Genomic DNA, 16,051 nt, shown 5'->3' with positions numbered 1-16,051 from the left:
CCTCCTGAAAAATACGTTGCCATTATGCAAAGCCGCGTGCAGCTTTTACGTAGGATGGGTGCGAAACAATAAGTTTCCGTGCGTATCTGAAACACACGCTGTCGGCGGCGGTTTGCGCCGCTGCGGTGCCGCCTGGCGGGCGGGTTCATCGCAGGCCCGGAGGAAGCGCCTCAGCGTCGCAGGGCGCTAGGCGCCATCATGCGACTGCTCGAATGTAACAGCCGCATCCAGGTCGGGCGACCAATCCCCGGAACCAGCCCCGGGTGTCAGGGCCCGCATGCGCAGCAGCGCACGCACGAAACCGTGGTCCGAGCGGCTGCGGTCGCGCCCTTCATGCAGGTGGTCGTTGAAGTAATCGACGCGGCGCACATCGCCCACGGCATGGCGGCTGCGCGGGTCGAATTCCTCGCTGACCAGAATCTGGTCGAGCACTGCGGGTGCGCCTTGGTGGATGTGGGAATAGGCTACATCTTTTTTCAGCGCTGCATCACCCAGCAGATCGAAGGCATTGAACAGCGCGCGGTCGCGGGCCTTGCGGTCGTAAGCGACCTCGGAGCTGGCGGAGATCATCTGCGTGGTGACGCTGTCGGGCGTGTCGTTGAAATCGCCCAGCACTACCAAGGGCATGCGCGTGTGGCGCAGCAGGTCGATCACCAGGCAGCGCAGCGCTGTGGCTTCCACGCCGCGCATGACCAGCGAGCGCAAGGAGGCAAGGGCGGCGATCTTGGGGTTGTCGCGGTCTTCGAGCGGATTGCCATTGGCATCGAGTAGAAACTTGGGGCGCTTGGATTTGAGGTGGCAGGTGAGCACCGTGAGGATCTGGCCGCGTTTCATCTGCAAGGTGGCGACAAGTGGCGGGCGCTCAAAGCGGGTGTGGACGCCCAGGCCCGGAATGGGCTGGCCCAGCCCGGCAGGAAAATCGGTGAACGAGCGCGTGGCCAGCACCTTCAGCCGCGTAGCCAGCCCCACGCGGGGGGTGCCGCTGGCACCAGCCCGGCCTTCGGTGTTTTCTGCGCCGGGCACCACCGCATAGTGGTAGTGCAGGCCGCTGGCGGCCAGTGCTTCGGTGAAGGCGGCTTCGTCCCATACTTCCTGCACGGCCAGAATGTCTGCATTCAGGGTCTGAAAGCGGCCGCCCAGCCATTGCGTCTTGCGCTCGTACTGCGCCCGCGTGTAGGGCGCCTGGTTGGCGTAGAACTCCCGCTCGGGCAGCGCCAGGTTGAGCACATTGCAGGTGGCGACCGTCAAGGTGTCGGGAGGCAAGGCAGGCGCTGCAGGGTTGGCAGCGGAAGAGGGCATAGAAAAAGGCCGCATGAAACTCGCTTTCGAATGCGGCCTAACCCTAGCGGAATTGGGCGTCCAAATCAACTGCCATCGGCGATGGCGGTAGAAATGCGACGGCCCAGAACGCTGTTTATCGCGATCTATCGCGAGAAGGAGTGGTTGCGGCCGCCCCGGCCTGCACCACCACCGCCGCCGCCGCCATTGCGGTTGCCACCGCCAAAGCCGCCGCGGCGGCCGCGCTCGGCCATGCTGTCCACGCTGGTGCGCATCGGATCGGGCTGGGCCGCGCCGCTGCGGCGATGGTCACGGCCATCGACCGTGCCGCCAAACTGCGTGCCCAGGTGGGCATCAGCGCGTGGCTGGCGTTCGCTGTCCTGGCGCGGGCCGCGACTTGCACCGGGGCCCGCCTGGCGTGGACCTTGCGACGCGCGCTGTGGGCCACGCGCCTCACCCGAGGGGTGGCGTGGGCCTTGGCGGCCGTCGCGGCGTGGTGGGCGCTGCTCGCGGCGTGCCTGGTCCAGGCCTTCGCCGCCAAACTCTGCACCGCCTTCGGCGCGTTCAGCGCGTGGGCCGGGGCTGCGCTTGGCATTGCCGCCGCGCTGGCCGCCGCCTGCATTGCCACCAGGGCCGCGAGCGACCTTGTTGGTGCGCACGCGTTCCATCATTTCCTGGCGGGCAGCCTTGGCCGCTGCCTGCATCACATCACGGCCGGGGGCCTTGCCTGCGCCGCCCCAGATGGTCTGGCGGCCCATGGCGATGGGTTCGGCCTTTTCACCTTCTTCCGGACCAAAGCCTTCGAGCACCTGCACAGGAATGTCCTGCTTGGTGAAGCGCTCGATGTCCATCATGAAGCCTTCTTCATCCATGCACACCAGGCTCACGGCATTGCCTTCGCGGCCAGCGCGGCCGGTGCGGCCGATGCGGTGCACGTAGTCTTCCGAGACATTGGGGATCTCGTAGTTGACCACGTTGGGCAATTCATCAATGTCGATACCGCGTGCTGCAATATCGGTGGCGACCAGCGCGCGCAGATCGCCGGACTTGAAGCCTTCGAGGGCCTGGGTGCGGGCGCTTTGGCTCTTGTTGCCGTGCAGCGCCATGGCCGAGACGCCATTCTTGCTGAGGTATTCGGCCACATTGTTGGCGCCAAACTTGGTGCGGGTGAAGACCAGCACCTGGCTCCAGTTGTTTTCCTGCACGATGTGCAGCAGCACCTGCTTTTTCTTGCCGCGGCCCACAGGGTGGATCACTTGCTTGATGCGCTGCACCGTGGTGTTGCGCGGCGTCACCTGGATGGACTGCGGGTTCTTCAGCAGGCCACTGGCCAGCTCGCGGATTTCATCGCTGAACGTGGCCGAGAACAGCAGGCTTTGCTTGTCCTTGGGCACCATCGCCAGCACTTTTTTCACGTCGTGGATGAAACCCATGTCCAGCATGCGGTCAGCTTCGTCGAGCACCAGGATCTCGACCGTAGACAGGTCCAGAAAGCCTTGCTGCTGCAGATCGAGCAGACGGCCGGGAGTGGCCACCAGCACATCGACGCCCTTTTTGATGCGGTCGATTTGTGGGTTCATGCCCACGCCACCAAAGATGACGGTGGACTTGATGTCCAGGTGCGTGGCGTAGAGGCGCACGTTTTCTTCGACCTGGGCGGCCAGCTCGCGGGTGGGGGCCAGAATCAGTGCGCGGATGGCCTTGTTGCCCCATTTGTTGCGGCTGCCTTCAGATTGGGTCAGGCGCTGGAGCATGGGCAGCGTGAAAGCGGCCGTCTTGCCGGTGCCCGTCTGTGCGCCGGCCAGCAAATCGCAGCCTTGTAGCACGAGCGGGATAGCCTGGGCTTGGATAGGGGTAGGCGTGTCGTAGCCTTGTTCGCGCACAGCCTGCACAATGGCAGGTGCCAGATTCAGTTCTTCAAAGTTCATTGGATCAGATGCGTCCAACCTGGACGCTGGGTATCGGCCTCGTCTAAGCAATTTTTTGGAATAATTGCAGCCAGTCAGGTAGGCAGATGGGTTCAAAGAGGGAGCCCGGAACTGTGTCCATCGTCCCCAGCATTAGCGCTGAAGTCCTAGGCAACTGGAGCCTTTGACTGCGGGTATTGTCGCATGCACCGATAATCCCAGGGTGGCCGCGATCAAAAATCGCATATTTTTTTACTGATTTACCAAAAGAACACATGGCTCAATACGTTTTTTCGATGAACAACGTCACCAAGACGGTTCCTCCGAAGCGACAGATTCTGAAGGGTATTTCTCTGAGCTTTTTCCCGGGCGCCAAGATCGGTGTGCTGGGTCTGAACGGTTCGGGAAAGTCCAGCTTGCTCAAGATCATGGCGGGCGTCGACAAGGAGTTCGAAGGCGAAGCCATCCCGATGGCGGGACTGTCGATTGGCTACCTGCCGCAAGAGCCTCAGCTCAACCCCGAGCACACCGTGCGCCAGGCGGTTGAAGAGGCGATGGCCGAAGTCAACAATGCCAAGGCACGCCTCGAAGAGGTCTATGCCGCCTATGCGGAAGAAGACGCCGACTTCGATGCGCTCGCTGCCGAGCAAGGCCAGCTGGAGGCGGTGATCGCCGCTGCGGGCACCGACTCCGAGCACCAGCTCGAAATCGCGGCCGACGCGCTGCGCCTGCCCGCCTGGGATGCCATCGTCGGCCAACTCTCCGGTGGTGAGAAGCGCCGTGTGGCGCTGTGCAAGCTGCTGTTGTCCAAGCCCGACATGCTGCTGCTTGACGAGCCGACCAACCACTTGGACGCCGAATCGGTGGACTGGCTCGAGCAGTTCCTGCACCGCTTTACCGGCACCGTGGTGGCCATCACCCACGATCGCTACTTCCTGGACAACGCGGCCGAATGGATTCTGGAACTGGACCGAGGCCATGGCATCCCCTACAAGGGCAACTACTCCGACTGGCTGCTGCAAAAGGGCAACCGCCTGGAGCAGGAGCAAAAGGGCGAGGAAGCCCGTGCCAAGGCCCTGAAGAAGGAGCTCGAATGGGTGCGCCAGAACGCCAAGGGCCGCCAGGCCAAGTCCAAGGCCCGTATTGCCCGCTTTGAAGAGCTGAGCGATTACGAATACCAGCAACGTAACGAAACCCAGGAAATCTTCATTCCTGTGGCCGAGCGTCTGGGCAGCCGCGTGATCGAGTTCAAGAATGTCTCCAAGGCGTTTGGTGACCGTCTGCTGATCGACAACCTGAGCATGAACATTCCGGCGGGCGCCATCGTCGGCATCATCGGCCCCAACGGCGCGGGTAAATCCACGCTGTTCAAGCTGATCGCCGGCAAGGAGCAACCCGATTCGGGCGAGGTCGAAATCGGCCAGACGGTGAAGATGGCCTTTGTGGACCAGCACCGCGATGCGTTGGCCAATGAAAAGACCGTGTGGGAGGACATCTCCGGCGGCCTGGACATCATCAACGTGGGCAAGTTCCAGATGGCCTCGCGCGCCTATGCGGGTCGCTTCAACTTCAACGGCCAGGACCAGCAAAAGAAGGTGGGCAACCTCTCCGGTGGTGAGCGCGGTCGCCTGCACCTGGCCAAGACACTGATCCAGGGCGGCAACGTGCTGCTGCTGGACGAGCCCTCGAACGACCTGGACGTGGAAACCCTGCGTGCACTCGAAGACGCCTTGCTGGAATATGCGGGTACAGTATTGGTCATTTCCCACGACCGCTGGTTCCTCGATCGCATTGCGACCCACATTCTGGCGGCGGAAGGGGATAGCCAATGGGTATTTTTTGATGGAAACTATCAAGAATACGAGGCAGATAAGAAGAAGCGGTTGGGAGAAGAAGGGGCAGCGCCCAAGCGGATGCGCTACAAAGCCCTGAAGTAACCCACACCGTACGCCCGTCGCTTTTGCCAAGCGCCGGGCGTTTCAACTGGGAGAGGTGAAGCGTGGAGCAACGGGCCGTATCGGTATTTGACACCTGTCTGGAGCAGGCATTGCATGAGGCCGAGCCTTTGATGGCTGCCATGGGCAATGCGGCTTTGGCGTCTTTGGCTGCGCAGTTGTCGTCTTACAGCAACGCACAAGATCAACAATTGTTGCTGTACGCGCAATCCCAGCTGGCCAGCAAAAAGGCGCAACTGCCGCTCGCGTATGCGCTGCGTCTGCGCCAGGCCGTCTTTGCGATTGCGGAGGGCAAGCGCGAGGACTACCACGCGCAGATGAGCGGCCAGGGCCAGGCCGATGGCTTGCAGGAAGACCGCAACGCGCTGCGCGCCCAGATCGAATGGGGCCGCATGCAGATCAACCTGCTGCAGCAGACCGAGCAAAGCCTGACGGGCCTGGAGCGCGTCTACCGCCCATTGCGCAAGATCACCCGCTACTGGCGCAACGGTAACCCTTTGCACCACACCGTATACCTCGACAGCCTGCAGGCCACGTTGAGCGATGTGGAAATTTCTGCCGACGCAACCGCGCTGTTTCTGCCCGACATGGTGGGCGTCATGGCCGACCACCTGCAGACCAGCTACCAGCGCATCATGACCTTGGCGATGAACAGCTATGCCGAGCTGCTGGCCAAGGCCGAGCTCAAGCGCCGCGCCGCCAAAGACAATACCCGCAGCTTTGTGCAGCGGACCAAGAGCCTGTTCGACATCCCGGCGCATTGCCCCGTGGGCGCCGTCCGGGCCTATAAAACCTTGATCCCGGTGATGGAGCGCATGGCCGCCCAGGACAGCTCGTTCTGGACCGATGCCGACCACCCCGCCCGCGTGCTGGTGCAAACCATTGTCGACAAGGCCACGGTGCTCAAGGAAGAGGGCCGCGCGCTGTCCGATCCGCAGTTCCCGCAGCTGGTGACCGAGACGGTCGAGACGCTGTCGGCCCTGGCCCAGCCCAGTGCGGCAGATTTCGCCCAGGCGCTCAGCCGCTTTGGCGTGCGGCTCAAGCCCCGGCTGTCGTCGGCGCTGCAGGATGTCAATGATTCGGGCTACTCCAGCAGCATGCTGCTGGAGAGCCAGTGGGGCGCGTCGGGCCTCATCAGCATCAGCCCTGAATCCGACTGGGCGCAACTGGCCCAGATGCAGGCAGAGCGCGAGGTGATGGCGCAGCCCGCACCCAAAGCCGGACATCAGCCCGAGCCTGCGCTACAGCCAGCCCCAGCGCCGCTGGCGGCCAGCGCCGCCACGCCAGGCCCTGGAGCGTCTGCCAACCTGGAGCAGATCGAGGCCGAGGTGATGCTGCGCCTGGCCACCAGCTTGCACAGCTTTGATGTGGACCCGGCGCTGCTGGCAGCCTTGACGGGCGCCTGGCCCAAGGTGCTGCTGCAGGCGGCCGAGCGCTCAGGCCAGGATTCATCGCATTACCGCGCCTACCAAGAGGCGGTGGACGACGTGTTGGCCCTGGCAGGGGCCCATGCCAGTGCCAGCATGCACAGCGATGCAGACATGCTGATCCCCTCGCTTCTCACGCGCCTGAAGGCCGGCCTGACCAGCATCGGCTGGATGCCCGAGCGCATTGCACCGGTGCTCACCGCCGTCGCGCAGATGGCGCCCAGCGCGCTGGTGGAGCTGCAAATGGTGCAGGAAGAGGGGCGCCATGCGGTGCCGGCCGTGGCCGCGCCATTGCCCGCTTCTGCGGGGGCCATTGCGTTGTCGCCTGCGCCAACCCCATCGGCCTGGGCTCAGCTGCCCGAGGCCGTGGACGCCATGGGTGAGGATGAGCCCGCCATCATCGTGACGGGCTCGATGCTCGATGCCCCCAAGCCCGACAGCGTGGGGCTGTGGATTGGCGGCAAGCGCCTGGAGGCCGGGGTCTGGCTGGAGTTCCTGGGCCAAGGTGGTGGCTGGGTGCCCAAGCAGCTGAGCTGGACCAATGCGCGCTCGACCATGTTCCTGTTTGTCGCCAGCGGCGGCGCGAGCCAATCGATCACGCGCCGCATGCTCGAGAAGCTGGCGCAGGAGCGGGCGGTACGGCCGGTTTGAGTGCTGGCGGGCAGAGGTCGCAACTGCCTAGTCGCCAACCGCTCATCGCCTAAAGGGCATCTGGGTTTCAGGCCTTTTGGCCGTGGCACAATCTCCGCTTTCGGGGCACCAAGCCCCAGTGGCATGCAGCCACACCAGGCTGCAGCCACCATCAGCCAATAAGCCAATCGCCTGGATGTGCTCAGCGTCCAGGTGCCAAGGAGACACCATGAGCCCATTCTCGCGCAGCCGCATTGCGGCCGCATGCCTGCCCTCGCGCCGCAACCTGCTGGCTGCCACCTTGCTGGGCGCCGCAGCCCTGCTGCCCCTGGCCTCGCAGGCCGCCGATCCCAAGAAGTACCCCGAGCGCACCGTGCGTGTCGTGGTGGGCTTTTCTGCTGGCGGCACCACCGATGTGGTCGCGCGCATTATGGCCAAGGAGCTGACGGCCGAGCTGGGCCAGTCCTTTGTCGTGGACAACAAGCCAGGCGCTGGCAGCAACATCGCCACCGAGCAGGTGGCCCGCGCCGAGAACGATGGCTACACCCTGCTGTTCGTTGCGGTCACCAGCGCGATCAACCAGACGCTCTACCCCAAGGTGCGCTTTGACCTGGAAAAGGACTTTGCGCCCGTCGCGCTGGGCGCCAAGGTGCCCAATGTGCTGGTGGTGAACCCCAGTGTGCCCGCCAATAACGTGCAAGAGCTGATCGCCTTTGCCAAGGCCAACCCCGACAAGGTCTCCTACGCGTCCTCGGGCAGTGGCACCTCGATCCACATGGCAGGGGAGCTGTTCAAGCTCCGCACGGGCCTCAAGACCCAGCACATTCCCTACAAGGGCAGCTCGCCTGCGCTCACCGACCTGATGGCCGGCCAGGTGCAGTTCATGTTCGACAACATGCCGTCGGCCTGGCCGCATGTGAAGGCGGGCAAGCTCAAGGCGCTGGCCGTGACCACCACCAAGCGCTCGCCCACCGCGCCCGATCTGCCGACGATGGAAGAGAGCGGTATCAAGCCTTTTGATGTCTCGTCCTGGTTTGGTCTGATTGCGCCGGCAGGCACCCCGCCTGAAGTGGTGGCAAAGCTCAATGCCGCGATGAACCGCGCCTTTGACAAGCCCCAGGTCAAGGAAGCCTATGAAAAGCTCGGCGCTGTGGCCGAGAAGAACACGCCCGAGCAGTTTGGCGCCTTCATCAAGTCCGAAGTGGCGGCTTGGGCACCGGTGGTCAAGTCCTCGGGCGCGACGGTGGACTGAGGCGCGCCCCTTTCCCATCCGCACAGGCAGCTTCGGCTGCCTTTTTTCTGGCCTGCGCTGGCCTGGGCGACGCCAGCAGGCGGTGGCCTGCGTTAAAGTTCCCAACTGGCACATCCTGACTGATCTTCCTCCTCTGATGCAATCCTCCCCCGTCCATGCGATGACCCCCGGCCTGATGGTGATACACAGCAACCATCCGGAGGCTTTGCGGGACCTGGTCGTGGCCTGGATGCAGCGCTACCCACTCCGCCCCCTGGAGAGCGAGACGATTCTGGTGCAAAGCAATGGCATTGCGCAGTGGCTCAAGCTGTCGATGGCCCAGCCGGTGGCAGAGGGCGGCTGCGGTATTACCGCGGCTGTCGATGTGCAGCTGCCTGCGCAGTTTCTGTGGCAGGCCTACCGGGCGGTGCTGGGCAAGCACGAGGTGCCCGAGATATCGCCTTTGGACAAGCAGCCGGTCACCTGGCGGCTGATGCGCCTCTTGCCCGATCTGCTGGCCCAGCCCGCGTTTGCCGCGCTGCAGCGCTTTTTGGCCGAGGACCATGACCAGCGCCGGCGCTACCAACTGGCCGAGCGCATTGCCGATCTGTTTGACCAGTACCAGGTCTACCGCGCCGACTGGCTGCGCGACTGGGCCGAGGGCCGGGACCAGCTGCGCAGCGCACGCGGCGATATCCAGCCGCTCGATGAAGAGCAGCGTTGGCAGGCGCAGCTATGGCGCGCGCTGCTGGACGATGTGGGCGCCGCCGGAATGGAGACCAGCCGCGCCGCCGTGCACCAGCGCTTTGTGCAGTACCTGCAGTCGCCGCAAGCGCTGCAATCGCCGCAGGCGCATGTCCCCCGCCTGCCGCGCCGCGTGGTGGTGTTTGGCATCTCGTCGATGCCGGCGCAGACCTTGCAGGCGCTCGCTGCCATCTCGCGCAGCTGCCAGGTGCTGCTGTGCGTGCACAACCCCTGCCGCCACCACTGGTCGGACATCGTCGCCGACAAGGATTTGCTGCGCCACCAGTACCGGCGCCAACAGCGCAAGGGCAGCATGCACGGGCTTATCCACGACGACGACCTGCACCAGCATGCCCATCCGCTGCTGGCCGCCTGGGGCAAGCAGGGGCGCGACTACATCCACCTGATTGACGAGTTCGACCAGCCGGACCAGTACGCGTCGCTGCTGGGGCCCGTCAATGGCGGGCGCATTGACCTGTTTGGTGAGGCCGAGCCCGGCCATATGCTGGCCCAGTTGCAGGACGACATCCTGGACCTGCGGCCGCTGGCCGAAAGCCGCGCGCTGTGGCCGGCGGTGGACCCGGCGCAGGACGCCTCCATCCGCTTTCAGACCGCGCACAGCCCGCAGCGCGAGGTGGAGGTGCTGCACGACCAGCTGCTCGCCCGCCTGGGCGCCGATCCTAGCCTGCGGCCGCGCGACATCATCGTCATGGTGCCCGATATCCAGGTCTATGCGCCGCATATCGATGCGGTGTTTGGCCGCATCGCCCGCAGCGATGCGCGTTACATCCCCTATTCGCTGGCCGACCAGAGCCAGCGCGGGCGCGAGCCCATGCTGGTGGCGTTGGAGCATGTGCTCGCGATGCCCGAGAGCCGCTTTGCGGTGAGCGAAGTGCTCGATCTGCTCGCTGTCGATGCCCTGCGCCAGCGCTTTGGCATTGACCCGGATGACCTCGCGTTGCTGCACCGCTGGATCGAGGGCGCCGGTGTGCGCTGGGGTCTGGATGCCGCCCAGCGCGCCCGCATTGGTCTGGCGCAGGCGGGAGAGACCAACAGCTGGCGCTTTGGCCTGCGCCGCATGATGCTGGGCTTTGCGGTAGGCCGTGGCGAGGCGCTCGGAGACATCCAGCCCTACGACGAGATTGGTGGCCTCGATGCTGCCGCGCTGGGCGGCCTGGCCGCTTTGCTGCGCGCATTGGAGCAGGCCTGCGATCTGCTGGCCGAGGACCTGCCGCCCAGCACCTGGGTGGAGCGCGCCCGCGAGGTGCTGGTCTTGCTGTTTGACCCCCAGCAAGAACATGAAAAACTGCTGCAGATGCAACTCATCCAAGGCCTGGAGCGCTGGCTGGGCCAGTGCGAAGCGGCAGCGTTTGACGAGGCCTTGCCGCTGTCGGTGGCGCGCGAGGCCTGGCTGGCCGGCATGGATGCCAGCAGCCTGAACCAGCGCTTTATGGCGGGATCAGTGAGCTTTTGCAGCCTGATGCCCATGCGCGCCATTCCGTTTCGGATGGTCTGCCTCTTGGGCATGAATGACGGCGCCTACCCGCGCCCGGTATCGGTGCTGGATTTTGACCTGATGCGCCAGCAGTACCGGCCCGGCGACCGCTCGCGCCGCGATGATGACCGCTACTTGCTGCTGGAGGCGGTGCTGTCCGCCCGCGAGCAGCTCTATATCAGCTGGGTGGGGCGCAGCATCCGCGACAGCACTGCCCGGCCGCCTTCGGTGCTGATCGGTCAGCTGCGTGACCATCTGGCCCAGGGCTGGCAACTGGCGGGCACCCCCGCAGCACTGTCTGGCCCTGCCGCTGGCGAGGCGCTGCTGAGCGCGCTCACGCAAGAGCACCCGCTGCAGCCTTTCAGCCCACGTTACTTCGCGCAGCCGCCCTCGCATGCGGGCAGCGATGGCCTCTACACCTATGCACAGGAATGGCATGGTGTGCACGGCGATGGCCTGCAGACCGAGGCGGCCGAAGACGCGCTGGAGGCCTTGCCCGAGATGGGGCTGGAGGCCGCGCTGAACCTGCGCCAACTGCAGGACTTTGCACAAAAGCCGGTGGCTGCTTTCTTTCGCCAGCGCCTGCGTGTGTATTTTGAGGACGAGGACCTAACCGGCCAGGACGAGGAAATGTTTGCCCCCGATGGCCTGCAGGCCTGGGCCTTGCAAGCGAGCTTGCTGAGCGCCTTGGAGCCCTGGGTGCGCGACAACCCCCAGGCGGCGGCCGATGCGCCCCGCCTGCGCGCGCAGCTCGATGCCGCTGCCCAGCGTTTGCGGCTGGAGGGGCGCCTGCCGCTGCGCGCCTTTGCCGATTGCGCGCTGGAGCCCGCTTGCGATGCCGCCCAGCGTGCGCTGCAGGTCTATGCGGCGGCACTGCGCTACTGGCCGCAGGCGAGCAGCGCAGCACTGGAGCTGCGCTACAGCGATGGCGCAGAGGGCCCGGCCGTGGCCGACTGGTTGCGCGGCCTGCGCTGGGCCGATGCAGCCGGCCAGCAGCAAGCCGCCAAGATCAGCCTGTCTGCCGGCCGCTTGCATGCCGGCGAGCAGCTGCGCTATGACCGCCTGGTGCGCGCCTGGGTCGAGCACCTGGCCTGGCACAACGCGGGCCAGGCGCTGACGACGGTGGTTTGTACCGAATCGGGCATTGCAGTGTTTGCGCCGCTGGCCGCTGGCGCTGCGCAAGCGGCCTGGCGCCAGTTGCTGGCGCTGTGGCAGCAAGGCATGCGCGCGCCCTTGCCGGCCGCTGTGCGTACCTCCATCGCCAGCCTGGCGCCCACGGCATCTGCCGGCCAGCTCGCGGCGCTCTATGACGACAGCTACCGGGGCACCGGTGAGCTGCAGCGCTCGGCCGAGCTGGCCCGGGTGTTTCCGGATTTTGATGCGCTGCTGGCCGCTGGTTTGCTGGATGTGGCCCAGCAGCTCTATGGCGACATGCTGAACCACGTGCAATTGGTCAATGGCCAGCATCCGCAGGCGCTGGCGCGCTTTGCGGAGGGTGATGCGGGCGACGCGGGTGATGGGGAGGGGCCGCAATGAGCGCGATGCCAAGCGATACCACTCTGCCACTCGAGCCGCTGCGCTTTCCGCTGTGGGGCAGTCGCTTGATCGAGGCCAGTGCCGGCACCGGAAAAACCTATACGATCGCCGCGCTCTACCTGCGTCTGGTGCTGCAGCATGGCGGCGAGCAGGCCTTTGGCCGGCCGCTGGCGCCGCCCGATATTCTGGTGGTGACCTTCACCGATGCGGCGACGCAAGAGCTGCGCGACCGCATTCGCCAGCGCCTGTCAGAAGCTGCCCAGCTGTTTGCGCAGAACCCGCAAGAGCCGGATAGCGAAGCGGCAGTGGATCCCTTGCTGCTGGCACTGCGCGCCGACTACCCCGCCAGCCGCTGGCCCGCCTGCGCCCGTTTGCTGCACGAGGCCGCGAACTGGATGGACGAGGCGGCGGTCTCCACCATCCACAGCTGGTGCTACCGCATGCTGCGTGAGCATGCGTTTGACAGCGGCAGCCTGTTCCAGCAGAGCCTCATCACCGACCAGAGCGAGCTCCTGACCCAGGTGGTGCAGGACTACTGGCGCCGCCAGTTCTATGATCTGCCCGCCAGCTCACTGCGCAGCTTGCTCCAGGTGGTGGCCACGCCGCAGGCCTTGCAAGAGGCCATCCAGCCCATGCTCAGCCGCCAGGATGCCGACTGGCGCTACGACGGCGCGGCACTGGCGCCTGCCGACCAGGTCGATCTGGCCGCATTGCTGGCCCAGGCCAGCGAGGCAGCCGCACGCCACACCGCGCTGGAGAACAGCGCACGCCTGCTTTGGCAGCAGCACCGGGCCGAGCTGGAGCAGCTGCTCATCGCGCTGCTGCCGGGTCTCAACGGCACGACCTATCCCAAAAAGGACGAGCCGGGCGTGTTCGAGGCCTGGCTCGCCGCCATGGCGGCCTGGAGCGATGGCGAGCCGGCCCCCGCCAAGATTCGAGCCTTCAGCCAATCGGGTATCAAGGCTAAAAAAGGCGTGACCGTGCCCGCGCATGCGGCCTTTGCCGCCATCGATGCCTGGCTGGAGGCCGTAGCGCAAGACGCAGAGTCCGCCACGCCACTCAAACCGCTGCTGCTGCGCCATGCGATTGCCCATGTGCAGCGCGCGCTGGAGGCGGAAAAGCAGCGCCGCGCCGAGCTGGGCTTTGACGACCTGCTGCAGCGCCTCGATAGCGCCTTGCATGCGCCTGGCGGTGAGGCGCTGGCGCAGCGCATCCGCAGCCAGTTTCCGGTGGCGATGATCGACGAGTTCCAGGATACGGACCCGCTGCAGTACCGCATTTTTGAGTGCATCTACCGCATCGCTGACAACGACCCCGCGCAGGGCCTGTTCATGATTGGCGACCCCAAGCAGGCCATTTACGCGTTTCGCGGTGCCGATATCTACACCTACCTGCGCGCCCGCGCTGCCACCCAAGGGCGCCATTACTCGCTGGGCACCAACTACCGCTCCACCCAGGCGGTGGTGCAGGCCATCAACCACTGCTTTGTGCATGCCGAGGGCCATCCCCGCGCGGCCTTTCGCTTCCGGCAGGACGCGCAGCACAATCCCGTGCCCTTTGTGGCCGTCGATGCAAACGGCCGGCGTGACGCACTCTTTTTGCAGGGCGAGGCTACGCCGGCGATGACCTTGTGGACCCTGGATGCCGGCACGCCAGCGCTGGCCGATGCCGCCGACGAGCAGGGCGATGCCGCAGCCACTGGCAAGAGCGCGCGCACCGGCGTGGCCGAATCGGCCTACCGCCAGCGCATGGCGCAGTCGGCAGCCAGCCAGATCACCACCTGGCTCAATGCCACCCGGGCGGGCCAAGCCGGTTTTGGCCCATCTGCGGATGCGCTGGTCCGGCCGCTGCGCCCAGCCGATATCGCCATCCTGGTGCGGGGCCGCGCCGAGGCAGAGCTGGTGCGCAATGCGCTCAAGGACCGGGGGCTGGCCAGTGTCTACCTGTCGGACCGCGACTCGGTGTTCCAGACCGCTGAGGCCGCCGACATGCTGCGCTGGCTGCGCGCCGTCAATGCGCCGGGCCATGACGGCCTGCTGCGCGTGGCGCTGGCCACCGCGTCGATGGACTGGTCCTGGCAGGACCTGGAGCGGCTCAACCACGATGAGCAGCATTGGGAGCAACTGGCGCTGCGCACCCGCGTGTTGCAGCAGCTGTGGCAGAAAAAGGGTGTGTTGCCGATGCTGCGCCAGTGGCTGCTTGATTTTGACCTGCCCGCGCGCTGGCTGGCCCAGCCGGGCGGCGAGCGGCGCCTGACCAATGTGCTGCACCTGGCCGAATGGCTGCAGCGCGCATCGACCGAGGTGGAGGGCGCGCAGGCGCTGATCCGCCGCCTGGCCGAGCAGATGGACAGCCCCGAGGGCGAGGAAGAAATCCTGCGCCTGGAAAGCGATGCCGATCTGATCAAGGTGGTCACCATCCACAAGTCCAAGGGGCTGGAGTACCCGCTGGTGCTGCTGCCCTTCATCAGCAGCTGGCGCGATTTTGATGGCAAGAGCCGGGGCTATGCGCAGTACCACGATGCCGCATCGGGCGGCCTGGTGGTGGAGCTGAACAACAAGCACCAGGACGCCGTCAGCGCCAATAACGACGAGCGCCTGAGCGAAGACATGCGCCTGCTCTATGTGGCGCTGACCCGCGCCCAGTACGCACTGTGGCTGGGCGTGGCGCCGCTGGCCAAGGGCATGAGCCGCGCGGGCAGCCTGGAGAAAAGCGCCGTCGGCTACCTGCTGGCCGGCGGGCAAAAATTGCCTGACCTAGAACTGCATGCCTATCTGCAGGACTTTGCCAGCGGCTGTCCGCAGATGGCCGTGCAGCCGGTGCCCGAGGTCAGCCTGCAGCGCTACCAACCTGAGCGCCCGCCCGCCGCCTTTGCGGCGCGCCAAACGCGCCGGCAGGCCGATGAGCACTGGTGGATCGCCAGCTTCTCGGCGCTGACCGAGCGGCTGGGCTATGCCGCCCCTTCGCCGAGCCTCTGGATCGAAGACGCGCTGACAGCCGCTGAACCCGAAACGGCGCAGCAGGACCAGTACCTGGAGCCGCAAGAGCCCGCACCCGATGCGGCCACGCCCGGCCAGCCGGAGCCCGGTAGCCTGCATGCCTTTCCCAAGGGGCCTGACGCCGGCAACTTTCTGCACGGCCTGCTGGAATGGTGCGCGCAAGAGGGTTTTGCCACGGTGCTCAGCAGGCCTGCGGCATTGGATGGCATCATCGCCTACCGCTGCCAGGTGCGCGGCTGGGCCGATTGGGCCGAGCCGCTGCAAGGCTTTGTGCGGCAATGGCTGCAAACGCCGCTGCGGCTGCAGGGTGCGCCCACTGACAGGCAGGTCGACACGCCGGTCGACAGCCCGGTCGCACTGCAGTCGCTGGGCGACTACCAGGTCGAGATGGAGTTCTGGCTGTCGATCCACCGGGCCTCGACCGGCCAGCTCGATGCGCTGGTGCAGCAGCATGTGCTGCCCGGCCATCCCCGGCCCGCGCTGCTGGCCAACCAGCTGCATGGCATGCTCAAGGGCTATATGGACCTGGTGTTCGAGCAGGGCGGCCGCTACTATGTGATGGACTACAAATCCAACTGGCTGGGCGCGGACAGTGCGGCCTACACGGCAGAAGCCATGGCCGCTGCCGTGCTGCAGCACCGCTATGACCTGCAGTATGTTCTGTACACCTATGCGCTGCACCGCTTGCTGCAGCAGCGCCTGCCCGGTTATGACTACGAGCGCGATGTGGGCGGTGTGCAGTATTGGTTTTTGCGGGGCGTCGGTGCGGACCTCCAGGGCCTCTACCATGACAAGCCCCCGCGTGCACTGATGGATGCGCTCGATGCGCTGTTTGCGCAATGATGATGA

At 65.5% G+C, this 16,051-nt stretch carries 7 protein-coding genes; 5 read left to right on the top strand and 2 right to left on the bottom strand.

The window, feature by feature from the left end; genetic code table 11:
* Positions 1–186: 186 nt before the first annotated feature.
* Positions 187–1,299, bottom strand: a complete 1,113-nt coding sequence (locus ACPEE1_RS13315) for an endonuclease/exonuclease/phosphatase family protein (RefSeq protein ID WP_182341091.1) — start codon at positions 1,297–1,299, stop codon at positions 187–189.
* A gap of 125 nt (positions 1,300–1,424) precedes the next feature.
* Positions 1,425–3,206, bottom strand: a complete 1,782-nt coding sequence (locus ACPEE1_RS13310; protein ID WP_182341092.1) for a DEAD/DEAH box helicase — start codon at positions 3,204–3,206, stop codon at positions 1,425–1,427.
* 254 nt (positions 3,207–3,460) lie between these two features.
* Between ACPEE1_RS13310 and ettA the strand changes: the two genes are divergently transcribed.
* From ettA to recB, 5 genes are all read left to right on the top strand, one after another.
* Positions 3,461–5,122 (top strand): energy-dependent translational throttle protein EttA, encoded by a 1,662-nt coding sequence (gene ettA / locus ACPEE1_RS13305; protein WP_027010548.1) that lies wholly within the window; start codon positions 3,461–3,463, stop codon positions 5,120–5,122.
* 62 nt (positions 5,123–5,184) lie between these two features.
* Positions 5,185–7,218: a DUF1631 family protein gene (locus ACPEE1_RS13300; protein ID WP_423933077.1), complete on the top strand. Its 2,034-nt coding sequence runs from the start codon at positions 5,185–5,187 to the stop codon at positions 7,216–7,218.
* 208 nt (positions 7,219–7,426) lie between these two features.
* Entirely contained in the window at positions 7,427–8,449 is a 1,023-nt protein-coding gene (locus tag ACPEE1_RS13295) for a tripartite tricarboxylate transporter substrate binding protein (protein WP_182341094.1), read from the top strand.
* A 136-nt stretch (positions 8,450–8,585) separates the two neighbouring features.
* Complete coding sequence (gene recC / locus ACPEE1_RS13290; protein ID WP_423933074.1) at positions 8,586–12,203, top strand: exodeoxyribonuclease V subunit gamma; 3,618 nt, start codon at positions 8,586–8,588, stop codon at positions 12,201–12,203.
* A complete protein-coding gene (recB, locus tag ACPEE1_RS13285; RefSeq protein WP_198424318.1) occupies positions 12,200–16,045 on the top strand; it encodes an exodeoxyribonuclease V subunit beta in 3,846 nt (1,281 codons plus the stop codon). Before recC ends, recB begins: the two co-directional genes overlap by 4 nt.
* Positions 16,046–16,051 lie beyond the last annotated feature (6 nt).

Origin of the sequence: Comamonas sp. 23, assembly GCF_049601575.1 — a bacterium.
Classification (GTDB): domain Bacteria; phylum Pseudomonadota; class Gammaproteobacteria; order Burkholderiales; family Burkholderiaceae_C; genus Comamonas; species Comamonas squillarum.
This window is presented reverse-complemented; position numbering and strand designations above follow the sequence as displayed.

What these genes read in the sequence shown, in the direction of transcription:
- ettA (WP_027010548.1), top strand. Translation starts at nt 3,461, where the DNA reads ATGGCTCAATACGTTTTTTCGATGAACAACGTCACCAAGACGGTTCCT.
- recC (WP_423933074.1), top strand. Translation starts at nt 8,586, where the DNA reads ATGCAATCCTCCCCCGTCCATGCGATGACCCCCGGCCTGATGGTGATA.
- ACPEE1_RS13315 (WP_182341091.1), bottom strand. Translation starts at nt 1,299, where the DNA reads ATGCCCTCTTCCGCTGCCAACCCTGCAGCGCCTGCCTTGCCTCCCGAC.
- recB (WP_198424318.1), top strand. Translation starts at nt 12,200, where the DNA reads ATGAGCGCGATGCCAAGCGATACCACTCTGCCACTCGAGCCGCTGCGC.
- ACPEE1_RS13295 (WP_182341094.1), top strand. Translation starts at nt 7,427, where the DNA reads ATGAGCCCATTCTCGCGCAGCCGCATTGCGGCCGCATGCCTGCCCTCG.
- ACPEE1_RS13310 (WP_182341092.1), bottom strand. Translation starts at nt 3,206, where the DNA reads ATGAACTTTGAAGAACTGAATCTGGCACCTGCCATTGTGCAGGCTGTG.